26 protein-coding genes are annotated in these 24,437 nt (G+C 38.7%); 10 read left to right on the forward strand and 16 right to left on the reverse strand.

Features of this window, described 5'->3' with window-relative positions; genetic code table 11:
- Window positions 1–69 precede the first annotated feature (69 nt).
- The 3 genes from BLO53_RS02790 to BLO53_RS02800 are packed head-to-tail and all read right to left on the reverse strand — an operon-like array spanning window position 70 to window position 3,384.
- Window positions 70–1,503, reverse strand: a complete 1,434-nt coding sequence (locus BLO53_RS02790) for a virulence-associated E family protein (RefSeq protein WP_092059007.1) — start codon at window positions 1,501–1,503, stop codon at window positions 70–72.
- Window positions 1,475–2,092 (reverse strand): CHC2 zinc finger domain-containing protein, encoded by a 618-nt coding sequence (locus BLO53_RS02795; RefSeq protein WP_092059008.1) that lies wholly within the window; start codon window positions 2,090–2,092, stop codon window positions 1,475–1,477. The genes BLO53_RS02790 and BLO53_RS02795 overlap by 29 nt, the downstream gene beginning before the upstream one ends.
- A complete protein-coding gene (locus BLO53_RS02800) occupies window positions 2,092–3,384 on the reverse strand; it encodes a plasmid recombination protein (RefSeq protein ID WP_092059009.1) in 1,293 nt (430 codons plus the stop codon). The genes BLO53_RS02795 and BLO53_RS02800 overlap by 1 nt, the downstream gene beginning before the upstream one ends.
- Before the next feature lie 650 nt (window positions 3,385–4,034).
- Between BLO53_RS02800 and BLO53_RS02805 the strand changes: the two genes are divergently transcribed.
- From BLO53_RS02805 to BLO53_RS02825, 5 genes are all read left to right on the forward strand, one after another.
- Entirely contained in the window at window positions 4,035–4,853 is an 819-nt protein-coding gene (locus BLO53_RS02805; RefSeq protein WP_092059010.1) for a helix-turn-helix domain-containing protein, read from the forward strand.
- Between the two features lie 110 nt (window positions 4,854–4,963).
- Window positions 4,964–5,533, forward strand: a complete 570-nt coding sequence (locus BLO53_RS02810) for a helix-turn-helix domain-containing protein (protein WP_092059011.1) — start codon at window positions 4,964–4,966, stop codon at window positions 5,531–5,533.
- 118 nt (window positions 5,534–5,651) lie between these two features.
- Complete coding sequence (locus BLO53_RS02815; protein ID WP_176757135.1) at window positions 5,652–6,227, forward strand: RNA polymerase sigma factor; 576 nt, start codon at window positions 5,652–5,654, stop codon at window positions 6,225–6,227.
- 1 nt (window position 6,228) lies between these two features.
- Window positions 6,229–7,023: a hypothetical protein gene (locus BLO53_RS02820; RefSeq protein WP_092059013.1), complete on the forward strand. Its 795-nt coding sequence runs from the start codon at window positions 6,229–6,231 to the stop codon at window positions 7,021–7,023.
- A 113-nt stretch (window positions 7,024–7,136) separates the two neighbouring features.
- Window positions 7,137–7,997 (forward strand): Abi family protein, encoded by an 861-nt coding sequence (locus BLO53_RS02825; protein ID WP_092059014.1) that lies wholly within the window; start codon window positions 7,137–7,139, stop codon window positions 7,995–7,997.
- A gap of 145 nt (window positions 7,998–8,142) precedes the next feature.
- Here the strand turns inward: BLO53_RS02825 and BLO53_RS02830 are convergent, their stop codons facing one another.
- From BLO53_RS02830 to BLO53_RS02840, 3 genes are all read right to left on the reverse strand, one after another.
- Window positions 8,143–9,021: a hypothetical protein gene (locus BLO53_RS02830; protein ID WP_092059015.1), complete on the reverse strand. Its 879-nt coding sequence runs from the start codon at window positions 9,019–9,021 to the stop codon at window positions 8,143–8,145.
- A 348-nt stretch (window positions 9,022–9,369) separates the two neighbouring features.
- Complete coding sequence (locus BLO53_RS02835; RefSeq protein ID WP_092059016.1) at window positions 9,370–10,104, reverse strand: nucleoside/nucleotide kinase family protein; 735 nt, start codon at window positions 10,102–10,104, stop codon at window positions 9,370–9,372.
- A 40-nt stretch (window positions 10,105–10,144) separates the two neighbouring features.
- On the reverse strand, window positions 10,145–10,894 hold the full coding sequence (locus tag BLO53_RS02840; protein WP_092059017.1) for a DeoR/GlpR family DNA-binding transcription regulator: 750 nt from the start codon (window positions 10,892–10,894) through the stop codon (window positions 10,145–10,147).
- Window positions 10,895–11,065: 171 nt separating this feature from the next.
- On the opposite strand from BLO53_RS02840, the gene BLO53_RS02845 reads away from it, so the two are divergent.
- From BLO53_RS02845 to BLO53_RS02855, 3 genes are all read left to right on the forward strand, one after another.
- Window positions 11,066–12,868 carry a hypothetical protein gene (locus BLO53_RS02845; protein WP_092059018.1) on the forward strand — a complete coding sequence of 601 codons (1,803 nt, stop codon included), beginning with the start codon at window positions 11,066–11,068 and terminating at the stop codon, window positions 12,866–12,868.
- Window positions 12,869–12,986: 118 nt separating this feature from the next.
- Complete coding sequence (locus BLO53_RS02850; protein WP_092059019.1) at window positions 12,987–13,412, forward strand: hypothetical protein; 426 nt, start codon at window positions 12,987–12,989, stop codon at window positions 13,410–13,412.
- A gap of 13 nt (window positions 13,413–13,425) precedes the next feature.
- Complete coding sequence (locus tag BLO53_RS02855; RefSeq protein ID WP_092059020.1) at window positions 13,426–13,662, forward strand: zinc-ribbon domain-containing protein; 237 nt, start codon at window positions 13,426–13,428, stop codon at window positions 13,660–13,662.
- 74 nt (window positions 13,663–13,736) lie between these two features.
- On the opposite strand, the gene BLO53_RS02860 is transcribed toward BLO53_RS02855, so the two are convergent.
- Genes BLO53_RS02860 through BLO53_RS02870 form a run of 3 tightly spaced genes read right to left on the reverse strand, consistent with a single transcriptional unit; the run spans window position 13,737 to window position 17,458 of the window.
- Window positions 13,737–14,504: a ZIP family metal transporter gene (locus tag BLO53_RS02860; RefSeq protein WP_026489879.1), complete on the reverse strand. Its 768-nt coding sequence runs from the start codon at window positions 14,502–14,504 to the stop codon at window positions 13,737–13,739.
- A 32-nt stretch (window positions 14,505–14,536) separates the two neighbouring features.
- The gene (locus BLO53_RS02865) at window positions 14,537–16,399 is read right to left on the reverse strand and encodes an ABC-F family ATP-binding cassette domain-containing protein (RefSeq protein WP_092059021.1); all 1,863 of its coding nucleotides are present in this window, start codon (window positions 16,397–16,399) and stop codon (window positions 14,537–14,539) included.
- A 60-nt stretch (window positions 16,400–16,459) separates the two neighbouring features.
- Window positions 16,460–17,458 (reverse strand): GNAT family N-acetyltransferase, encoded by a 999-nt coding sequence (locus tag BLO53_RS02870; RefSeq protein WP_092059022.1) that lies wholly within the window; start codon window positions 17,456–17,458, stop codon window positions 16,460–16,462.
- Between the two features lie 564 nt (window positions 17,459–18,022).
- Here BLO53_RS02870 and BLO53_RS19080 point away from each other — a divergent pair.
- Entirely contained in the window at window positions 18,023–18,184 is a 162-nt protein-coding gene (locus BLO53_RS19080) for a hypothetical protein (protein WP_176757136.1), read from the forward strand.
- A 156-nt stretch (window positions 18,185–18,340) separates the two neighbouring features.
- Here BLO53_RS19080 and BLO53_RS02875 read toward each other — a convergent pair whose 3' ends face one another.
- From BLO53_RS02875 to BLO53_RS02895, 5 genes are all read right to left on the reverse strand, one after another.
- Window positions 18,341–19,288 (reverse strand): hypothetical protein, encoded by a 948-nt coding sequence (locus tag BLO53_RS02875; protein ID WP_176757137.1) that lies wholly within the window; start codon window positions 19,286–19,288, stop codon window positions 18,341–18,343.
- Window positions 19,289–19,520: 232 nt separating this feature from the next.
- Window positions 19,521–19,919, reverse strand: a complete 399-nt coding sequence (locus BLO53_RS02880) for a DUF3237 family protein (protein WP_092059023.1) — start codon at window positions 19,917–19,919, stop codon at window positions 19,521–19,523.
- Between the two features lie 19 nt (window positions 19,920–19,938).
- On the reverse strand, window positions 19,939–20,331 hold the full coding sequence (locus tag BLO53_RS02885; protein ID WP_092059024.1) for a hypothetical protein: 393 nt from the start codon (window positions 20,329–20,331) through the stop codon (window positions 19,939–19,941).
- Window positions 20,288–21,415, reverse strand: a complete 1,128-nt coding sequence (locus tag BLO53_RS02890) for a hypothetical protein (protein WP_092059025.1) — start codon at window positions 21,413–21,415, stop codon at window positions 20,288–20,290. Before BLO53_RS02890 ends, BLO53_RS02885 begins: the two co-directional genes overlap by 44 nt.
- A 21-nt stretch (window positions 21,416–21,436) precedes the next feature.
- A complete protein-coding gene (locus tag BLO53_RS02895) occupies window positions 21,437–21,973 on the reverse strand; it encodes a histidine phosphatase family protein (RefSeq protein WP_092059124.1) in 537 nt (178 codons plus the stop codon).
- Window positions 21,974–22,069: 96 nt separating this feature from the next.
- Between BLO53_RS02895 and BLO53_RS02900 the strand changes: the two genes are divergently transcribed.
- The gene (locus BLO53_RS02900) at window positions 22,070–22,714 is read left to right on the forward strand and encodes an SDR family NAD(P)-dependent oxidoreductase (protein WP_092059026.1); all 645 of its coding nucleotides are present in this window, start codon (window positions 22,070–22,072) and stop codon (window positions 22,712–22,714) included.
- A 5-nt stretch (window positions 22,715–22,719) separates the two neighbouring features.
- Here BLO53_RS02900 and BLO53_RS02905 read toward each other — a convergent pair whose 3' ends face one another.
- On the reverse strand, window positions 22,720–23,301 hold the full coding sequence (locus BLO53_RS02905) for an ECF transporter S component (RefSeq protein WP_092059027.1): 582 nt from the start codon (window positions 23,299–23,301) through the stop codon (window positions 22,720–22,722).
- 15 nt (window positions 23,302–23,316) lie between these two features.
- Window positions 23,317–24,294 (reverse strand): nucleoside hydrolase, encoded by a 978-nt coding sequence (locus tag BLO53_RS02910; protein WP_092059028.1) that lies wholly within the window; start codon window positions 24,292–24,294, stop codon window positions 23,317–23,319.
- Window positions 24,295–24,437: the final 143 nt, after the last annotated feature.

Raw genomic sequence — 24,437 nt, forward strand, 5'->3', positions numbered from 1 at the left:
CAAACTAAATGTTTAAACATCAGGTCAAAAACCTATTTCTTATTTACAAATATTTATTATTTTTGTTGTTTATTCGTTTATTGGTTTAATAGTAAATGGTATTTCTTCATTGTCTGTGATTGGTCTGAAGCCATCAGGCGAAAGTGAAGCCCTAACCCATGCTCGCTGAGTTCCGTACTTCTCAAACTTGTGCGAAGAAATTTTCTTCCATCCATTAACCTTCTGGTCCATGATTTCACCAATTTCAATTGATTCCCATTTCTTGGGGATTTCAAAAGATGCATGTCCAAGCCCCTCATAAAATAGCATCATAGTGCAAACATAATCTTCTGAAGTCTCTTCCAAGAAGTTTATAATCTGAGTCTCAATTGGGTCTTCAGGTGTAAATCCTTCTTGAAGAGCTTCTAACTCAGCTTGTAGCTCCTTTGATAGAGTCAATGTGAAATCGCCACTTTTAAACACAACCATCATTTCTGCCCACATCTGTTCAATGTAATGCCTAGATTCATCCTCATTTTCTAATATATGAACCTCAGCTTTATTTAAATTGCATTCAATAGGAATAAATCGTCTATTGCCTGATTTATCTGGTGGAAGAAACTGTCTTTTGTTTGAAGTTCCAGCAAAGACACATTTTCTTGGATGTTCAGAAGAATACTTATCATATTTGATTCTATAAGTATCAGTCTGGCGAGTAATGAATGATTTTATTTCCTCTGCATTGGCAGCTCTAATTGCTGCAAGCATTTCAGCAAGCTCAATAATTAGATGCCCCTGCAATTTCTCAAATACATCATCCCCATCAAGACGCTTTACATCATCAGTAAAATACCTGTCATCCATTGCAAGAAATCTAAGGAAAGTAGACTTACCTGCTCCCTGACCGCCTACAAGACAGAGCATATAGTCAAACTTGTGCCCAGGATCATAAACTCTCGAAATAGCACCTAGCATAAATAGCCTCAGCGCCTGATAGTTTAATTCTGTCTCATCAGCTCCGAGAAAATGATGTAAGGCATGTCTAACACGTTCAGTTCCATCCCATGCTAATGATTCCCATTTCTCTTTGATTGGATTATATGGATTATCGTAGGCAACTGTCTTGATATTTCTTGTAATCACCTTATCAAGCTTTAATTCATAATATGTCTCGACATAAGCAATGATATTCGCTTCATCAACATCACATAAAGCTTTTCCGACCCTGCGCCAAGGCATTTCAGAAACGATATCAATTCTTTCATTCAACTCGTTGTACCTAATTGCATTCTTTAAAATAGGGTCATTCTTAAGAACATATCTACAGTTCTTATTTGTTTGCTTGATACAGCCCTTATAGTCTGTATCAAGTTCATCATAAACTCTTTGTCTAACCGCTTCGACTGGAATATCATCCATGTCAGAAACTTTGTCTTTAAGCTTATCCAAGAAACCTGACTGGATTAAGACCTGTGCCATCTTTTCAATATCTTCATTATTCGTATTTATTAATTCGTTCTTCAAGTAATCTAATCTCCCTTCCGTAAGTATCAATGATTTCTATCTGTAGCTCTCTAGAGCCGAAATTCAGTCCATCTAACAACTCGTTTACAATATCCAACTTATTGCATGCTTCCACGAAAAAAGGATGCCAATTGGCATCCTCAGTTTCGATTGCTGGAGCATAATCCCTTTTCCATTTCCAAAGCAATCTGTGATATTTAGATAGAATATTAATGTAATCTCGCCTTGTAATTTCAAAAGCCTTTGTAATAGCATCACTCAATTCTTTCTGCTTCTGTCTTTGAAGCTCCTCAGGTGATTTAACAGTAGGCTTAACCTTAAAGCTGAAGTCAATTCCAAGGTTAAAATCATCATTAAGCTTTTTAGCTGCTTCAATGGGAGATAATCCATAATATTTTTCTACAAAGTTAATTACATCGCCATCAGCTCCACAAGCGAAACAATGAAAGCGATTATCAACCTTCATGCTTGGATTTTTATCATTATGAAACGGACAGCAACACATACTGTTGCGATTAACAGCAATACCATAACCTTGAACAGCTTGCTTTGTTGTTATTACGTCTTTGATTTGACTAAAAACACTCATTATCGGATTTCCTCCTTTCCACGATTGATTGATTTAATCTGAGGTCTACTCTTATCAGCTTCATCAATTTTCTTTTTGGTTTTCTTCAGCAACTCAAGAATACTTGGCTGAGCTTCTTCAACGATTTCTTTTGTATAAGCCTGTCTCTTTTCTGGAAGAAGTAAAGACTTTCTGATTTTTGAAATAACCTTTTTCTTTATTCCAGCAACTACAGAAGCAACCTTATTTAAGTGTTCAGCAACAAAAGGCTTAATCTTCTTAGGAAGCTTACACTCATCAGATTCAACCCATCTTTTATAGTCCTTGATGAGCCTTAAATCCTCAGCTTGAGTCTTATCAATAATTTCATCAACCAGAACATCACAAGCTTTGTTATAGGCTATATCTGAAACCTCTTTAACAAGACCTTCCATGTCTTCAATCTTAATTTCAAGATTGTCATTCTTCTCAGCAAGCCTCTTATTCTCAGCCAGAAGCTCCTCATACTTTGAATTAACTGCTTCAAACTTTTCTTGCGATTCTGCAATAGTAGCATTCTGCTTCTGAATTATATAATCCTGCTTCTCTAAATATTGCCTACCACCATAAATAGGTTCTTCTTCAATAGTGAGTCCATGTTTTTTGCAAATCTCAATAAAAGTCTTTCTGCATTCATCATCAAATTTCATTTTTCTGTTATTGAATTTGCTTGGCTTCTTGTCAGGATCAGGCAAGTCAATTCCCATTTCCTTAAGAGCCTGCTCCTGTTTAGGCTGACGCTCTCCATATTCATTGAATACATCAAATACGTGACGTTCATGAATGTGTGGTGTGCCTTCATCAACATGAAGTGCCCAGTTTAAAATGTGCATGTGCTCACCATACTTTTCTTGAATGGCATTTAAAAATTCCACAGTGATTTTAAGAAGCTCATCATATGAAACTGATTCATCAATATTTCCAATCTGATAAATTGTTTCTTCTGGACATGTTCTTTTATTTTTTCTAATATCTTCCATGGTCTTACAACGATTAGCATGACCGCTTTTAATATAACGATTGCTCTGACCTTCAAGATAATCCTTGTAAAGCAGATCATAAAAATCTGTTTCAACCTCAGTGAAGGTTTTGTAATCCTCTGGCCTGTCTTTGTGAAGAACAAGCTCTCTGTCAAAGCAATTCCAATAAACATTGTAGGGAGTTTTAGTTGGGTCAATATTGTCTGCCTGCTCTACATCGAACTCTCTGTCATTGTGCTTAGGATTGTAAGAACCATTTTTCCCCACGCGTCCATTGTGACGTGAACATCTCATAAATAATAATCTCCTTTGTCTTAAAGTTTTTTGTTTCTAGTTTTTCGTTTTTGCAAAAACTTTAATTGTCGACAACTCTGTCCATTGAAGGTTTTAGAGGTCTTTTTCGGCAAGAAATACCCAGTACTATATGCCGACAAGCAGCATATAACTGGGTGGGGTTTCACCCTCAACCTGACAAAAGGGCGTTGCCCTCTTGACTCCCTCTTTTTGAAAATGTGTGCACTCATTTTCAAAAACATAATGGACAAATCAAAAGCCACAAGCATTCCTATACTTGTGACTTTTCATTAGTTCATTATGAAAACCAAAACCTAAAAAATCATTTGTCATCTCCCCACATGGGTTCCTAGCAGGTAACCTCTGGTGTCGTTAGCCTCGTGGACTGTTTTGGACTGTGCCGTTTTGCTATCCTTGGTCCGCTCCGTTTTCACATCATCGCTTGACTTCCCCGAAATAGTATCCATGTGGAATGCTCATTCAGTTGTTATACTGATTTTCGCAAAATGGGGATGCCAAATCGGTATATCCGTAATGTAGGTTTTTTCTAGCGAGTAAAAATATTTCCGAGATTACGGATAGAAGTCTTTTAGCTTGAAAGTAAGAAATGATATACTTATCAATAGAAATTTTTAAGGGAGTAATAAGCTATGAAATCTAAAATCACTTTGCAGGAACGCTTAAAAGATTTAAGGGTAGAAAAAGGCTTGACGCTAAAACAACTGTCAGAGGAAACAGGACTATCTAGTTCCGCTCTGGGTGAATATGAGATTAACGAAAGCAAAGGTATTCCTCATCAAGCGCTTGTTACTCTTGCTGACTTCTATGATGTATCTCTTGATTATTTATTTGATAGAACAGAGGTTAGAAATCTTGCTGGCAGGGAAATTTCAGATTTAGGTCTTTCTGATGAAGTACTAGATGTTTTATCCTCAAAAAAATTAAATAATAGACTTCTTGGTGAAATAATTTGCCATCCAAATTTCAAAAACTTTATGGCAAATATTGAAATCTATGTTGACGGTATAGCTTCTCAGGGGATTCATGCATTGAATGCCTATACTAATATTTTAAGAAAGAAAATAACAGGGGAGTTTGAGGCTAAAGACACTGATCCAGAAATGATAATGCTAGATGCTTGTATCGTAGAAGAGGAACGATACTTTATAAATAAGCTTGAAATGGATATAGAGCCTATCGCCAAAGACATAAGAGAAGCTCACAAAAAGGATGAAGAAACCGCTACTGATACAACCGTAACTGACAGAGTAAATGAAATATTTGATGATATTGAAAAATCTCATGGAAACTTTATGAAAGTGTTAATCGGTACTTTCTGTAGAGAATCTGGAATCTATATTGATAGCCTTACCCCAATTGAGGTACAAGTTTTAGAAGGGTTATTTAGCAGAGGAAAAAATTATAAGAAAGCCTTGGCTACATCCAAAAATAACAGAAAAAAGAAGTAAACGTATCGTTTATTCACAACCTATCATAGGTAAAGGAAGCATCGGTTGTTGAATATAGTGCATTATCATAAGCTAAAAGCAAATAAAAAACATCAAAGGAGATTATTGATATGGATGCACAAAAACTTGGAGAATTTATTTCAGATCAGCGTAAAGAATGTGGAATGACTCAGTCAGATTTGGCACAAAAACTATTCGTTACCGACAAGGCTGTTTCCAGATGGGAAAGAGGTTTGGGGTTGCCAGACATCAACAATTTACTTCCATTAGCAGAAGCACTTAATGTTGATATTGCTGAACTAATGAACGCAAAAAAGGCTAATGAAGTAATCACATCTGACGATGCTTCAGGAGCTGTTAAAAATGTTTTGGATATTGTAGATCAGAAAAAGGAAGAGCGAAAAAGAGTTGAACGTGTTATAGGAGCTACTGCTACACTAGTACTACTGATTTTATTATTTGATAATGCAGGTATTGAAGGATTTATTGGTGTCTGGCTTCCTTGCTTTGGTTTAGTAGCTGGAATAGCTTTATTGGTAACAGCTATTATTCAAAAAAGAAGAAGCATGCCTATTAGACGAACTGTAGTAGTTGCTTTACTGCTATTGCTTATACCTATATTATTTGTGATATTGTTTGCAATGGTGGGAGTTTTAGGTATAGGTCCTGTTGCTAATTAAGTAATATGTAAAATGTATTTTTAAAATACTACGCAAAATAATAATATAAAAATGAACTTTTTGTTTTGGTTAATGCTCTTATAAGTAGATGCATCAATAAAACAAAGGAGGAATAATCGTGGACGACAAAAAGCTTGTCAAAGAATTGATAGCTGGAAATAAAAAAGCATTTGAAGAATTCTATGACAAATATTATTTATGTTTATATCGCAGCGCGTATTTTCTTGTTGGAAACAAGATGGATGCGGAAGATATTCTTCAGGACACTTTTATCACTGCATGGAATCACATTGGAGAACTAAGAAGTGTCAACAGCTTGAAGACTTGGCTATATAGAATTATGATTCGAAAGGCATATAGATCTGGAGAGCGTAAATCAAAGGAAGTTCCCGATGAATATGTGCAGGATAAAACGGATACCACGATGTTAGAAAGAGGTGTAAGTAGTGATTTTACTCAGGACATTTCTCAAAAAAATGAGCTTCAACAAGCTCTCCAAATGCTAGACATAAAGCATAGGGAAGTAATTGTTTTGTTCTACTATGAGGAAATGTCAATTTCTGAGATTGCAAAAACCTTGGGGTGTTTTGAAGGCACTGTAAAATCAAGATTAAGTACAGCCAGAAGAAAATTACGGATAATACTGCAAAGTAATGATGATACTTTTAATAATTTGAAGATGGAGGTTGTATAAAATGAGTATGGCATTTGAAAACAGTTTTGATATTGAATTAAATAGAGAAATGAGAAACGCTGTATCCGATATCTATCCTTCAGATTTATGCAAGGCAAAGATATTTAAAGAAATTAATGGAGGCTCCATTAACAATAAAAATATTAGAAAAATCCCAGTAACACGAGTAGCAGCCATAGCTGTAGCTTGCCTCTGCTTAATGAGTATTTCTGCATATGCTGGAGGTCTTATAACTGGAAAAGTTTCGGGACATTTGTCAAATCATAACTACTCTGAATATAAGGATATGGACAAAGTTATCGATAAGGTTGGATATGATTTCTGGATACCTGAAAGCTTTGATAATGGTTACCAGTTCGAAGGTTACTCTACAGGATTTACAGCAGATATTGATGATGACGGAAATAAGTACAACGAAAAAGGAACAGTTGTAGTAGATTATATAAATGGGGAGCAGCCAATGATTTCGCTCTATATTGAGCCAGTTGAGTCAGATGGAGATTATATATCAGACACTGAAGCTAGAGAAATTGAGGGAATTACTGTTCATTATAATCTTGATACCTATCTCGAAGTTACTGAAGATTATAAGATACCTAAAGAGGAATTAGATAGAGCTGAAACAGATCCTCATTTTTTCATATCTGATGGTGCTGATGAAGTTAAATATTCCGAAGTGGCAGCTATATCTTTTGATATGAATGATGTGAACTATTGTATGATTGCGAATAGCAATGAGTTCTTAACAGCAAATAATATGTTTGATATGGCAGAAGAAATCATTAACAATCAATAAAATGATATTGACTAATCATAGCCTTATGTTAATATATTATTAACAGGAGCCCCCACACCTCTCTTTGAAGTGTCAAATGGGGGCACATTTTTTACCTAAAATTAAGGAATGTTATGAATACCAAAGATTTTAAGAATATCGAAGAACAACTAAGCGAATTAAAGAAAAAAGGTCTCATAATTTCAGATGAAGATATTGCCAAATCTTTCTTAAAACAAGTGAGCTATTATCGTTTTTCAGGTTACTTTATCCCATTTCAACAATCAGATAAAACTTTTTTTCCAGGAATATCATTTGAACAGCTTCAGAATATATATGAGTTTGATTGTGAACTAAGGAATCTGATAACAGGAGCAATTGATACAGTAGAAACATATCTGAAAACACAGATAGCTTATTATCATGCTGAAAAATATGGTCCTGAAGGCTATATGGATGCAAACAACTTTAATAAAAATCATGATGATTCGAATTTCAAAAAAAGAGTAAATGCTTGCATAAAAGAAAATGCTAGATCTCTTGTTGTAAAGCACCACCAACTAAAATATCAAGGACATTTTCCACTTTGGGTAATGGTTGATTATTTCTCTATGGGGATGCTTTCTTACTTCTACAAGGATTTACTAAATCATGATAAAGCTGATATTGCCCAAAATTTATATGGAACAACATATCAATCGATGGAAAGCTGGTTGCGCTGCTTGACGGATTTAAGAAATAAGTGTGCTCATTACTCAAGACTATACTATTGGATATTTCCAGCATTACCGAAGCTGCCACAAAACTCAAAATATGTACCAACTCGACGTCTTTTCACACAGCTATACACATTAAAGCTTTTATATCCTGACCATGATAGATGGAATAATGATTTTGTAAAACCGCTGATAAAGCTGTTGAAGAAATATAAGCCTTATATTTCAAATAAGCACTTAGATTTTCCTTATAGATGGAAATCGATATTAAAATACTAAATTGGAGCTATAATTTGCCAGTACAGTTTGATTATGCAGTAAGTGAATATAAATATAGAGCTATGCGGGTTGCATAGCTCTTTTAATGTTAATGAATTATTATTTCGCATATTGTAAAACATTTCTAACTCAGGACATATATATATTATAAAAGTCTCGCTTCATAAGCTGAAAGTACTGTAGATATCTGCGCATCTAATGGTATTGGTACAGCATCTTTATATTCAGTTGGGGTATTTGATTTCAATATGGCTTGCCCGTTCAAGAAATCATGATATGCTCGTCTTGCATCTATTGCTTCTTGCTGCCATTTCTTTTCAAGAGCTCTTTTTTCTAATAATCTTTTTCGTTTCTCTTCTTGTTCTTCCTCAAATCTACGTTGTTCTTCCTTTGTCGGTCCAGAAATATTACCTCCACCACCAGTTACCCTAAAATGAGCAATATCTCCGTTTTCATCTAATGAAATCAAATACGAACATATTCTGCCAGGTCTTGTCGGATGATATGTAATAAAGTCAGCTACTTTATCCATCACTCTTTGTGCAAGTGCTGGGTCGTTTTTCATTTTCTCTTCCAGCTCTGGCGGAACAATAATAGACTTTTGTCCCAATGTAGAGTTTAAACGCCTTTGAACACTACCATCTGCCATAGCCGGATCCTTACCAGATGGCTGCCATTTCAAAATTGATTCATCTACATTATCTTCAAAGAACTTTTCGAATGGAAAATCATTTCTTTCCCATACTCCTTGGGAAATTTTTGATGCATCCATAACATGGTATTTTGCACCTGGATACCTTGATGTCCACATTTTTTCAAAACTATTATCTGTCTCCAGCACGTTATTTTCGTCAACAGCCTTTGACTCTTTCATCTTTGACATCAGTGTAGAAGAAAAAGTAGTAGTTGCTTCAGAAGCGGCATATGGCATTGAACTGGTCATAGTATAATCATTTTTCTTTGGATTTACAGATTGAACAAAGCTATTGTAACTACTTGTAATTCCATTTCCATTGACATTCATAATGTACCTCCAGAAACTCTTGCGCAATAGTAAAAAAACGGCAGCTATCATAGATTGACAACTACCGCCATCCTTGGCATCCATATTCCTATATCATATATCGCCATTTTTTATTTATCCTTAACTAGAATTTCATAAAACGCGTATAAAATGGAATGAATCGTTATTGCTACACCAACATTTACACCAAATTTTGTAGATTTGATAAAATCAGACAAGGTTTGAAAAAAATAGAAAAGTGCCACAAAGCCTTTATTTAAAGGCTTCATGACACTAGATAAGCTTAGACAAAGTTTACTAATTTATTTTCAATGCAGAGTGCTAATTTGGATAAAATTGTATTATGTTTTACATGACAAAATTACTGTCACCATCGACCCATAGCCGCAAATCTGCTAGGGCGGTCTTTTCAAGACATAGCCTGACATTTACCATATCACTGTAGTCAACAAAAGAAGTGGCGGTCTCTCTGTCATTTCCGCTCTTCATCTTTCTGTCAATAAGTCTGTCCCTTAGCATTTGCTCATCAGCAGCAAGGCTAATTGTGTAATCCGCATATTTTCTAAGATTTTGCCAGCCTTCCTCTTCCAATAAAAGATAATTGCCCTCTAGAAGGACTATTGGCTCTGTTATATGTATGGCATCTTCTATTGGATTGTGCAAATGTCTGTCATAGGTGGGCCAATAGCAATCTGCTCCAGAAGCCACTTTTTCTATGGCACTTGTAAGTTTCTCAAGATCAAAGGTAACTGGCGCTCCCTTGATCTCAACCATTTTTATTTCTTTTCCATCTCTGATTGTTGTATGTGTCTTAAGATATTCCTGCTTTCTGTGAAATCCATCCATTCCTATGGCCTGAACAGTAGTAATATCATCGTATTCTGATGATAGCTTCTCAAGGAAGCTACAAAGAGTACTCTTTCCAGTTCCAGGAGGAGCAGCAAGCAAGACCAATATTCGTCTTTTCTTTTCCTTTTGTATCTTAGTCAACTTCCTAAGTAGTGGTAAAAAAATGTCTTTTACAGCGGCTTCACTGTATGTGGCGTCAACTTTTATTCCGTTGATTTCTACTGAATGATTCATGTCTACTACTCCCTGATAATGCTAGTTTACTAGATACATATTACTCAGTTATAAGTCTGTCCCCTAGTATTCTTACAAGCTCAGGATCATCAGGAACTTTCTCCATGATCACATAGTCAAGCACAGACAGCTCGGATAAAGTCAGCAGTGTTTCAACTCCGACTTTGCTGCTGTCTGCAAGAAGTATCCTCTTTGAAGTATGTCGCATCATCTCCTGGCTTACCTCCACTACACGCGGCTCAAGACTGGTAAGGCCTGCAGAAGCTGATATTCCGCTGCAGGAAAAAAACATCAAATCTGTATGATACTGTCTAACAGCCTCTACGACAGTGCGCCCCGCCAATATTGTGCCTTCATAAACATGACCGCCCAGAATAATAATAGAAGCCTCTGTCTCATTGGCAAGCATCTTACTTACATGAAGGGAGTTTGTAACTACAACAAGGTTTTTCAGGTCCTTCATGTATTGTATCAGAGGTAGGCAGGTGGAGCTTGGGTCCATGAAAACCGAGCATGAATTATGAAGAAATCTTGCAGCGATCCTGGCTATTTTTTCCTTGGCCGCCTGATTAGTCTGCTCTCTGACAAAAAGAGGTGCATCCTTGTTTACTGTTGGAAGCATAGCTCCGCCCCACACCCTTTTTATCAGATTGCTCTTTTCCATATCTGACAAGTCTCTGCGGATTGTTGCCTCAGAGGTATACAGTTTTTTGCTAAGATACTGAACTGTAACACTCTTTTTATCTTTTACCAGATCATATATTTTGGAATAACGTTCGGTCTTAAGCATGATATATGCCTCTCCTGAGATGATCGATTTTGATTATATTATATCAAATTTGATTAAAAATTGATTGAATTTTCAATCTTATCACCGCCAATTGTATGAAAACTTTTCCAGCGATACATTTGATATATGGGGAAGTTCTTTCCTACAAAAAAATAAAGGGGATGGTATGAAATGAAAGAAAAGCAAAAACTAACAAAAGTATTTCTGGTTTCACTTGCAGTCTTCTTTATAGGTCTCATTATTGCCTATAGCACTATGACTGATGGAGGAAATGTAGAAATGAGGCGTCTGTCCGTCATGACAGACAGGGGTGTTGCGATCAGTCTTGAAGTATTCAAGCCAAAAAACGCAACCAGGGAGAATCCAGCACCTGCGGTAATGCTGATTCCAGGTGGAAATGCTAGCGTTGAGTACATGTCAGATGCAGGTATGGAGCTGGCTCGCAGGAACATAGTAGCCATCGGCATTGAGCCATATACTATAGGCCGCTCAGATGTAGAAAAAGATAATGACGGCCTTGGATCAATTGATGTCACTGATTATGTTTATGGTCTTGACTTCATAGATACTACAAATATTGGATATATTGGATGGTCAATGGGAGCTTCCCGCGTCAATGCTGCTCTATATGTCCCAGATCCATCTGGTGAAATGGTAAAAGATGATGCTGGCAACGAATCGCCCAAGATGATCATTCGAGATGGTATTAAAGGCGTAATGTACGTTGGAGCAGGCGGTCTTTTAACCAACGAATATCAGATAAACAGCGCATTATTTGAAGGAGAATGGGACAACCTCTATAGAGGGGACAGACGAGAAATGAACAAGAACCCTCAATATACTGAGGTTCTTGGTGTTGATCAGTTTGATTTCTGGAAATGGTATGGAGATCCAGCAAGTGGCACTGGCCGAATTTATTATGAAGGATGGACCGGCCATGTAGCAGGGCTTGCAAGCCCTTCCTTTGTAAAGGCAGCCTGTGATTTCTATACAACAACCTTTAATCTTCCTAACAATAAACCTATTCTGTTCATGTGGAAAGAACTTGGCACAGCCCTTTCCTTTATAGCTGTAATCATAGCCATGATATGTGTAGTTTCATTCCTGATCGATCTTGATTTCTTTAAAGATGATCTTGTAACAAAAGAAAGAGTAGTACTTGAGGCAAGTCCAAAGAAATGGTTTGTATGTCTTGGGCTTATTCTTCCGGCATTGTTTGGTGCTGCCACCGCAGCCTGGGCAGTTCCTACAGGACAGGGGATCCTTAATAAATGGGTTTCCAAAAATCTAGTTCATGGAACAAATATTCAAAATGTAAATGGCCTTGTATTCTGGCTTTGCTGCTTGCAGCTCTTTGGCCTTCTCTTATTTATTATCATGAATTTTGTAATTGTTAAGGCTGATAAGAAAGCACTTAAGGAGCAGATCACTTTACCAGGCACCAGAATGATTCCAATGCTGTTAAAGGGAGTATTATTCAGTTTCTTGTCACTTTTATTTGTTTACTTTATTGTTACCTTTGGTGAACAGCTTTTTGCTATCAGCCCAAGACTTTGGAAGGTCCAGCTAAATAGCCTCACAAGGCTCAGAATGGAGAAGTTCCTTATGTACTTCCCTCTGTACCTTATTCCTTTCCTTGTTGCAAATTACCTTCACTCAACAAGTTTTTACATTAAGGATAAGCCTGTTGTCTCAACGATTTTGTTCTGGCTGGCAAATGGTCTGCCACCTATGTTCTTCCTGCTCTACGCATATGGAAAAATCGCATTCTTACATACAACGCCAATCACAAGCCTTGGCATGTCGAGAGCTAACGGTTCTCTTGTAGATGCTGCCATAATGATGATTCCTGTTGGAATCCTTGCAAGCATCCTCTACAGAAAGACCAAGAATTTCTACTTACCAGCAATATTTAATTCTATGTTCTTTACATGGATGGCCGTTGCAACAGACCTTATCTTTGTAGGTAAATAGAGTTGTAGGTAAATAGAGCCCAATTAATTGCAAACAACTAATTGTTAAAAGTTGAACAATCCTCCGAATAGGTTTATAATTGCGTCTTGGTGGCTATTCACCGGAGGAGGAAAAAAAGATGTTAAAATTTGAAAAAGTATTTAACATGGAAAAGGAAAAGAATGTTGCCGCAGTTACTAAGGCTCTTGAAAATGGCCGTGGCATTGAGCATTTGAACGCATTTCTTGCAGAGGCTCAGGGCGCTGGCGCAATGAATCTGGCTAAGGCACATATCATGATCACTGCTAACTATGTATGTCACTACGGTGACTTTAAAAGATCATTAGTTATTCTTCCAATCAAGGATATCACTAATGTCTACAGTTCAAATTGCTTCTATGGCAATTATGACTACAGCTTCAAGGCTATTGCCGTTGAGACTGCTCAGAATGAAGTATTTTATTTCTCAAAGTGCTCTAAGGCACAGAACGTTGCTGACTACAATACTACACTTAGCACTTTAACAGAACGTTGCCGCATGAATGCAGGTAGCCTTATAGCATAAGAGGAGGAACAAAATGTTTATTTTATATGGTAGCAGAAAGAAGATAAAAGTTGATAAGGACCTTGGCAGATGCATATGCCCTAACTGTCATCACGATGTAAATCGTTCACTTGCAAGGGAGAAGACAGCTCTTACTGTTTTCTACATCCCAGTAATCGGCTGGACTTCAAAGCGTCTGATCATCTGCCCTTGCTGCGGAGATTCAGAAATCCTTACAGGTTCCAGATACAAAGAACTCAAGAAAGCTTAAGTTAATGGCGCAGGGATTTACCCTGCGCCATTCTTTAAAAACTTTTCTTCAATATTGTTCTTCAATTTTATTATTTATCCAAGCCCAATATCAAGGGCCATCATCAATATAAATCCCATGGCAAAAGAGATAGTGCCTACATTGGAGTGGACTCCCTCAGACATCTCAGGGATAAGTTCCTCCACAACAACATAGATCATGGCTCCTGCCGCAAAACTTAATAGGTATGGCATAAGAGGAATAAAAAAGCCAGAGGCAAAGATAACTAAAAGTGCGCCTATAGGCTCAACAATTCCTGATAACATGCCGTACAAAAAGGTTTTGCCTTTTGGAACTCCCTCACCTAGAAGGGGCATGGACACAATCGCGCCTTCAGGGAAGTTCTGAAGTGCTATACCAATTGCCAGGGCAAGTGCACCAGCAAAAGAAATAGCGCTGTTTCCATACATCCAGCCGGCACAAACTATTCCAACAGCCATTCCCTCGGGCAGGTTGTGAAGAGTTACCGCAAGAACCAGCTTTGTAGTTCTTTTAAGACCGGTTCTTGGTCCTTCCTCGCATTTATCCAGATGCATATGAGGAATCACCATGTCCATAAATAATAAGAACAACATTCCAATTCCAAATCCAATGGACGCAGGAATAAATCCCAATTTGCCCATATCATTAGACAATTCAAGAGCTGGGAGCAGAAGGCTAAAGAAAGATGCCGAAACCATTACTCCAGAAGCAAATCCCGTAAGTCCTCGCTGCAACCTGTTTCCTATTTCTCTTTTAACCAAAAAGACACTGGCCGCTCCAAGTGTTGTTCCTAAAAAAGGAATTATCAGAATGTTCCACATATGCACCCCCCTATTTACATGTCGCGAAAGTTTTATTTTGAAAAACTATCCACCATTTCCTGTAGTTCAACAAATCTATCCATTTTACGCTCTATTTCTGCGTCAACTTCCTCTTTTTCCTTAGTAAGAGCAACAAGCCTTGGATAATCAGTTGCTGCCTCGGCAATCTGCCCTTCAAGCTCCGCGCTTTTTTGTTCCAACTTCTCAATCTCTTCTTCTATACTATCGTACTCCTTTTGTTCCTTGTAAGAAAGCTTGGTTTTTTCGCGAGGAGCACGGTACTTGCCATTTGAAGGCTTCTCCAATTGGTCAGCACCATTATCGCTGCATGGTATTCCCTTCCCACCGGTATTGCCTGCATTTTTCTTGGAACTAGCACTTGAATTGCTGTTACCATCAGCGCTTTCCATGCTCTTTTTGTGTATCACATAATCTGAGTAGCCACCTTCGCTTTGGTAGAGGTCTCCGCCCTCTTCGAATGCAAAAATCCTTGTGACCACGCGATCCAGGAAATATCTGTCATGGCTGACCGTTATGATTATTCCCGCAAATCCATCAAGATAGTCTTCGAGAATCCTTAGAGTCTGAATATCAAGATCATTGGTGGGCTCGTCCAGGATGATGACATTTGGCTGCTCCATCAGTACTCTTAAGAGGTACAGCCTTCTCTTTTCCCCGCCTGAAAGCTTGGAAATAGGCGCATACTGCATATCCGGGCTAAAGAGAAATCTCTCGCACATAACTGATGCAGAAACCAGGCCCTCTGCTGTTCTGATGAACTCAGCTGTATCCTTGATGTAATCTATGACTCTTTTACTCTCATCAAGAGCTTCATTTTCCTGGCCAAAATAGCCTATCTTTATGGTCTGACCAATCTCAACAGTGCCTTCATCCGGCGTAATAGCCCCAATTATGCACTTCAAAAGAGTTGACTTACCACAGCCATTGGGCCCAATGATGCCTATTCTGTCAAGCTTGTTGAAGGTATAGGAAAAGTCCCTGAACAAAGTCCTGTTCTCATAGGCCTTGGAAATATGCTCAAGTATTATGGTCTTGTTCCCCATTCTGCTAGGAAGAGAGCTGAGCTCTACAAATCGCTCTTCCTCGGGCTTTTGCCTGTCACGAAGCTCTTCAAACCTCTGGATATGGGCCTTTTGTTTGGTTGAACGAGCTCTTGCTCCTCTAAGCATCCAGGCCAGGTCTTTTCTGTATAGAGACTGCGCCTTACGCTCAGCGGCCTGCTCATAGTCCATGCGCTGCTGCTTTAGCTCCAAAAAGCCTGAATAATTAGCTTCGTAGCGGTAAACACTTCCCTTATCTATCTCCAGGATCTGATTGGTCACTTCATCTAGGAAATATCTGTCGTGAGTGATCATAAGAAGTGCCCCTCTAAAGTGCTGCAGAAAGTCTTCCAGCCACTCGATCATCTCAGAATCCAGATGGTTAGTAGGCTCGTCCAGGATCAATAAATCTGACGGAGTCATGATAGCTGCTACAAGCGCAGCTCTTTTCTTCTGTCCACCAGATAAGATCGATGGATCACACTCCGGGTCATCTATGCCAAACTTGGCTAGGGTTGCCTTGATTTCCCCCATCTTATCCCAGTTCTCGCCGCCTGCATAAATTGTATCTGTGATATTCTGAAGAAGATTCTTGCTCATATCAAAGGCAGGATTCTGCGGAAGATATGATATCCTAAGTCCGTTACTTGCTACAACCTGCCCGCTATCCGGCTCTGTGACACCTGCCACAATAGAAAGCAAGGTAGACTTGCCTGTTCCATTTGTTCCAACTACTCCAATCTTGTCTGTATCACTGATTCCAACGGAAATGCCTTCCAAAACTGGCTTGGACATGTATGTTTTTGATACGTTTTCTACATTTAATATATTCATTAAAAAAGCTCCAATACACTGAACTGATCTGCCACCATTAGATAGCATTTCAGCATTATATCATCTGATGATATACCTTTCCAGATTAACATTATCCTCCTCAAGGAATACTGTCTCAACATATTCGCCACCATTAGCAAGAATCGTCTTTCTACTGGCCTCATTATCCGGAAGGCAGCTCACACCAATCTCCTCAATACCAAAGCTCCTCAGAAAATCACAGGCTTTGGATAGCATCTTGGTTGCGTAGCCCTTTCTTCTTTCTGATGGTCGCACGCTGTAGCCCACGTGACCTGTATAATTTTTCATTCTGTCATTCAAAACATTGTGAACCTGCATGCAGCCTACCATTTTATGGTCAGACTTTCTGATAACAAGGATAACATTTCCCCAGACTCCACGCTCATCAGCTTCTCTGCTTGGATTGGACCAATTTATACAGTCATCGACAAAGTCTCTTACATTGTCATGTCTTTTCATAGAAAAGCATCCATCAAAGCTTGAACCCGCTTCCAGCATTTCCTTTTTGTAGCTTTCAATTTCTTCCGCATAATCCATTGATGGCTCAGCAAATAACAATTCCTGTTCGACATCCTTGCCTGGAACGTACTCTAGAGAGAACTTCTCGCATACAACCTTTAAATCCTCAGTAAAGGATAAATCTGTTTCCTCAAGCTCCTCTTCAAAGAATTCCTTATGAACCTCTCTCCAGTACTTTAAAGATTTATCACCTTCACCTTCTGAATATGCATGGAAAGGCGATACTTCCTTAAAAGGTCTGACATATACATCATAATCCCTGATAATGCAGACTGCTTCATCGTTTCCATCAAGTATCACACTATAATCACCAGCCCTTGGAAGCTCGTCTAATGCGTCTTCTAATTCATACAGATCATAACTACTTGCTGTTCCAAATTTGATGCCTTCTTTTACAAGCTTCGCAAGCCTGCCAGGAACATCGTCTCCTGATCCTCCAAATCCCCATGCTTCATAAGGTGTGTTAATATCTACATTTTTCTTTGAACAAAATTCTGCCCATAACTCTTCTGCTGTCATTACTGTGTCTCCAATTCTGTCTTATTTGCTAGTGCACTATGCTTATTCAATCGCCTTTGAGATTCTAAATTACCGGCGATTAACTGCCCAAAAACACGCGTAACTACCATGCTTATGTAATCGCATGTACATCAATTATCTTTCTTTTCTTTTTGTACACGCCTTTCAGAACATAATTAATTAGTGCATGCATCCCCGTAAAGCAGTTAACACGCAGTTTATATCTCTTTTGAAATTCGCATGTTCTCAGAAATTATATCATACACGCAAATCTATCTCATCTTTGTATACGCATGTTCACTGGATATTTCTAATTGCAATGCTATACATGTATATCTTCATTACTGCATATCTTGCGTGTATCCCGCCTCTTTTGAATTTTGCATATAACACGCATTTTCTAAATTAGTCATAATATGCGTGTCGATGCATCATTTCAAATGCTCACTACAAACATACTTCGACCAATTGCCACAGCAATTTCTCCTTCGTATATATATGTAGGTGCCACAAATGAAATGAGTACCTGCTAAAACACGGAAAATTATTAAGGGGGTTAGTTAGATGAACAACTACGTTGAAAAAATCAAAAATGAAAAAGCTATAGGAGAGGGAAGCTCCTGCACTTCACAGCTTAGTAGCATTGCACTTGAAAAAAAGCTTGAATCCTTCGGCGCTCTATCAGCCGTCGGCCTGATCAGAAGAAGCACATTGCTCTTTAAATAAAAAATGATAAATCAGGTACTGTGAGTAAGTTGTCATCACAGTACCTGGTTTATTAGTTCCACATTAATTAAATCGATGCCTTCGATTTTACCTTCTTTTATTCCATCAAGTCTATTGACTTCTGCAATATCTTTCAGATGCTCAGCTTGATCAGCCTTAGGAATTTGTACCAGAAGCTTTATTGGCGTGTTTCCAGGCTTCGTATTCAGCAAAGAGCTGTGTTAGGAAGTCAGAATCATCGATTGCGGTTAATACATCTGAGGCTCGTCCATTGGCTTTTAGCCATGAGAATAACTCGGTTGTATCCTTGACCCCATTATTGTAACTTTCATCCTGAAGAACTTGCATATGACGTTCATAGGAATATTCCAACACACCCACGATTATGATCTCCTCTCTGTACTCTTCAAAGAAAGATTTAAGGACATTTTCCTGAATGCACTCATCAATGGCTAGAGTAACTGCTTTTTTGATGAGATTGTTCATTACGTCTCTTTTGTCTGCTAAAAGTTTGAGTGGAGTAGAGTGTGACAAGTCATACTCATCTTCCACTAACTGCTTATATTTTCGCACTTTTGAGACGAAAATGGAATAGCCCTTTAAGGTTTTACACGCCTCCATGAGCCCGGCATTGTGACCGTTGTTAACATTAAGCGCAGTAACTGCTAGCTCCACAGAAGGATTATCATCTTTCTTGATAAACATATCAGATAGACGATAGATTACTTTGTCGTTCATTGGAGATGTGCCGTTGTAGAATACTATAAATTTTGGCACCGGAATTTTTATCATAGCAGGACTATAGATTTTTTCTGTTGGATACCTTTCTTTCAGTGTAGCTGCCAGATAATACAGATTTCTAAGAGGAATGTTTGGACATGGAGTAGACTGGTGCTCAAAGATATTTAGCTCGAGATTTATGATAAATGACAGATCATTTTTGACTTTTAGAAAAGTTTCTCCGTTAAGGGTAGTGATTGTCAGATCATCTGGATTGGTGTAGCTGGTGCCGTTTATGGCATTATAAAGCTCTAATAAGTTGAGCTTATTGTTAAAGAGCATTCTAAATACGGTGTCTTTATACTTCTGATTTTCGATTTGCAATAATTTTGATTCCTTTCATTTTTTTCTACAATGCTTGCAAGCTGCTGTAGGAAATAGCTGGCGAATTGCCAGATATGATGGCTCATGTGTCAATAGATATGTTGACTGAAAACTTAAGCCGGAATCTATGCTAACACAAAATTCTTAAGAAATACCATCGAAATTTCTTAAGATTTTATGTATGTCGAAAAACAATATAAATATATATGCACTATTATATTATTGCATTAGTTCAGGACATCAAAAATATGTGGACCAAAACACCGCCTTCGATGCCTTCAACAGTAGACTTAAGTTCAGCATTTTCAAGAAATGATAGTGCGTTGCTGTCAGTAATGATGTGGGGGATGGCAGATATCTGGCCATTCTTGTCTACCTGGCCATTGTTCTCTATAAATATCCTACAATTTTGGCCCTCGCTGTCTTGGCCTTCGAGGATATATCTCGCGGATAGCATAGTTTCTTTCCCTGCTAAATCCTTTTGCGTATCAACTCCGCCGGGAAGAACCTTTCCTTTGAAATATTCGCAATCACAAGTACCATCAAACAATATCATTCTTGCGCACTCACTTTTTCCCTTTACCTCAAGGCAATCAGTGATAGCAACCCTTATCGTAAGTACTTCTTTCATTCAAGTTTCCCCCAACCTTCTAAAGCATCGCTAATGCTGATTCCCATTCCTCAACCCAATCCTGGTGTCCATTATCTGCAAAAGTCTTTATGTAGCTATTTAAAACATCCTTTACTTCTTCTAATGACCTTTCCTCATGAAAACTGTCATCTGCATAGAAATCATTTTCAATCCACTTGTAATCAACATAAAATTTATTATTCGAATCTATGCCCCATTCCCAGGTCTCCAAAGGGCCAAAGCTCGCTTGAGATATAAGGACACGATTGCCCTCTTTGTTTGGAGACATATTGGGAGCATTATAAAACCACCTGTCTATGTAGATTTGTTTTACCTTGGGCTTATCATTGATTTTTTCAGTTGCAACATTAGTACTTGTGCCATGCTGTGTACATGTACTCTGGGTTTTCATAGTTTTCATCTGTTTCAAAGATGATAAGATATGCTCCATGGTTTGCAAAAACATAATACTTAAAAACCTCCGTGCCGTCTTCATAAACAGTTTCCGGATATTTCATATAAAATTTGTTACCCTTTATGTACTCAACATTAGAACCTAGCGCAATGAATCTGTATCCGTTGGTGTTGTAATCATCTATACTGTACTCGCGGCTGTTATCAAATTCCTGGATTATCGCCAGATTGCCTTCCAAGCCATCACAATCCTTCTTATAGGTGTATTCACCATAAAAAGCTTCCATAGCATCATAAAAGGAGTCACTTGCATCATTAACTATTTTTTCGCTGTTATCGTCATAGCCAAACTCGGTTGCAGCCGTCGCTGCACCCCATTCAGCTTTCGCGGGCTGATCAAAGATATCCTTCATAAGCTTTTCGTACTCATCCATAGTGATCTTCTGGCCTCTAAAGGTAAAGTCACTGTCAGTGTCGTAGAAGTCATATTCAGAATCCCAATATTCTGCAGTCAGGTCAAAAGAGTCTGTGACCTCACCATCACCGTTGTAGCAGTCAAAATGATATGATTGACGGCCTCCATGAGAAGTATCCCTATGTATGATGTATGTTTTACCCTCATAATCTACATGACCAAGTTCTCCTGTAGTACCCTCACCCTGAGCCAGGACAAAGAACTTGCCTCCTCTTTCATCCAGATACATTCCCCCATAAGGGCCATTTATTATAAGCTCAGTCTTGCCGTCATTATCAAGATCAACCTTCTCATCGCTTACACTGTAACTGTCCCACTCCTGTGGATCCTGCGGAAGATCTTTAAACCATACTTCGCTCTCCTGCCCTTCGTAAATTGCTATCGCAGGAGCCTTACTTTCAAGGAAATCGCTGTAGCTATCTGCATCACCTGCACTTGCTTCAGCAACTACGCTATTACTCTCTCCCTCTTCTGCTCCGCTATTTACAGCCTCTGCTTCATCCACCTTTTGCCAGATATCATCACTTTTTTCGCTCTGGCTATGTCCGCATCCGCAAAGACATACCATGAGCCCAATGCTCATAACTAACTTGCTGTATTTTTTCATAATCCTCATCTCCAAAAAAATTTATTGAAATGCATACCTTTTTATCTCGCAGTTCCTAATGCCACAAGAGGAAAAGGTTTCATTATCCATCTCTCTAAAGTAAGATTCAATAATTCTCACAATACCATTGTGAGCCACCAGAATAACTTCTCTATCTCCAGCTTTGATATCATCCAGAAGATTGTAAATCCTCTGGGCCACCTGCAGCATAGATTCGCCTGTTCCGAAGCGGCTTGCAAGCTCTTTCTTGGCTTCATGAAACTCTTTTCCATCCCTTGGTGTTGATTCATATCTTCCAAAGTTCTGCTCTATAAGCCTAGGTTCCACCTGCATGGGAATCCCTGTCATTTCGGAAATATGTCTTGCAGTCTCAGCAGCTCTAACCAGAGGAGAAGTCAGTATGATATCTGCATGAATGCCCTTCTCCAATAGATTTTTCCCAGTTTCTATAGCCTGCTCGTGGCCTTTGGCAGTAAGCTCAATATCAGTTGCTCCGCAGATCTTGTTCTCTACGTTCCAGACAGTCTCTCCGTGCCTGATAAAATAAAAATGATCCATTATCTTTTTCTCTCCAATTTTAGGATAAGTCAAAAGAACCTTCCCCTGACTTCCACTAATTTTAGCATATTTTCATTATTGTGCTATACTATACCCATGAAAATACTAATTACTGGAACAAGCCGCGGAATAGGGCTTGCATGTGCAAAAAAATATATAGAAATGGGCCATGAAGTTATTGGCTTTGACATTGAAAAAAGCGGCCTGCAGTCGCCTTTATACACTCATATGCAGGTTGATGTGACCAAAGAGCTACCTACGATAGATGGTATCAATGTACTAATTAACAACGCCGGAATTCAGGAAGGGCCTGGCGTTATAGATACTAATCTTAAAGCCACCATTGCAGTTACTGAGAAGTATGCCTTTCAGGAAAGTATTCACTCGGTTCTTTTTATGGCCTCTTCAAGTGCTTCAAACGGCGCAGAATTTCCTGAATATGCAGCCAGTAAGGGCGGAGTAGTTACATATATGAAAAACACCGCACTTCGCCTTGCGAAATACGGTGCAACCTCTAACAGCATCTCTGCCGGCGGTGTATACACACCACTAAACGCCCATATTATTGATGATCCAAATCTCTTAGAGCAGTGTCTAAACGAGACTCTTTTACACAGATGGGCATCAGCTGAGGAAATTGCTGAACTTTCTTACTATCTGACCAATATAAACAAGAGTATGACTGGTCAGGATCTGCTCATAGACAACGGAGAGCAGCTAAAATCAAACTTTATCTGGTAGTAGCTTTAGTCTGCTACCTTTTCTTTTGCCTTCTTATTATCTTCAAAGTGTGTAAGCTCGTAAGGCAGATGTTTCATGGATACTACAACAAGAATAATAGCAATGAGCTTATCCACATAGTCTGTAACAGCCTGTGTCAGGAACGCACTGCCAAAAAGCTTAAGCGCAGTCTGTGAAAGGGCCTGAATAATGAAGGTTGTTACAACTGCAGAAGTAATGCCACCAAAAAGGAAGGTCTCAATACAGGCTGACAGAGCAGATGCAGGAAGTGTTACAACAAGGGTCTTAAGTGGCAGTAAAACCCAGGAATTCTTTTTATTATGAAAAAGAAATCCCGCAAGTACGCCCATCAAAACTCCGCTGATAGAAAAATAAATAGCGTAAATATCTCCCAGAACACCGTTTACAAGTCCGCCAACCAGCGCTGTAAGACCACCTGCAAGAGGTCCTAATGCAATTCCTGCAAGCATTGTTCCTATACTGTCAAGAAAGATAGGCAGATTCAGAAAAAGAGCTATCTTACTTCCAACGATGTTGATTGCAACTGCTACAGCCATAAATGTTAGTTTCTTAATATTGTTACTCATCTCAATTCTCCAATCTCATGTAAAAAATTGCGCAAATCTCTCCTTGTACTCAGATTGCGTGATTCCCAATATCCTGGTCAAAAACATTTCCCAAAAAGTCTTCTTGTCTACCCGGGTAAAAATTTGAGCATTACTCTCCTTGCGGTAAAAACCCATGGAATCCACAACAGTTTGTCCCATGCTGATTCCACTAGTTTCCACCTCGGTAAATGCCTCTATTCCTGTAAGAATATTGGGATTTATGAACTGCGCAACAGCCAAAGGATCATTTATGACACATCCTCTTATATGCTCCCATTCCCAATGGAATTTGAAGTAGAAGACTGTTATTTTCTCAATAAAATCACCTGTTACTGAATTGACTTTTTTCATCTGATCAAGGATTTCCGGCGTGAGAACGATTTCCCTGGTTACATCAAGGCCAACCATCTCGATTCTTCCATGGTGCTCATAAAGCGTATCAAAGACAACCTTGGCACTGTCAGGGTCTTCCCAGTAGTTGTATTCAGCAACTGGTGAGCAGTTACCATGGCTTCTAAAGTTTCCGCCCATGGACACTAACCTTTCTATTGAAAGAAATGCCTCTAAATCTTCATCAATAAGCCTTGCCAGATTTGTAAGGGGTCCAAGAGCTACAACTGAAACGCCGCCCTCTTTAAGTGTCTCCCTCAAGAACGAAACCGCAGTCTTATCCGGTATCTCCTGCCCAGGAACTTCAGGCAAAAAGCTCTCGCCAAGGCCATCTTCCCCATGCGTATCAAGGGCGTTTACATATTCTCTTACTCTTGGTCTGTCTGCTCCTACAAACACTGGCACATCAAGCCTTCCAAGGAAGCTTAGGATTTTTTTGGCATTATGAAAGCCCATAGTTACAGGAGAATTCCCAGCTACTATTGTTATTCCTACAACCTCAACCTCGGGGCTATTAAGCGCCAGCATTATGGCAAGCGAATCATCAATTCCAGGATCGCAATCGATAATAATTTTCTTCATTCTCTTCACCCATTAGAGCGCGCCCATGGCGCGCAAAATCGAGTAGGCTGACTCCTACTCGATTTCGCACACGAACATTCCGCACTTAGTGCTCCATGTTCTTACGACCGGCAAATGAATTTGTATGCAAGCATCCATTCGCT

The organism is Butyrivibrio sp. INlla14 (assembly GCF_900102515.1).
Taxonomy (GTDB): Bacteria; Bacillota; Clostridia; order Lachnospirales; family Lachnospiraceae; genus Butyrivibrio.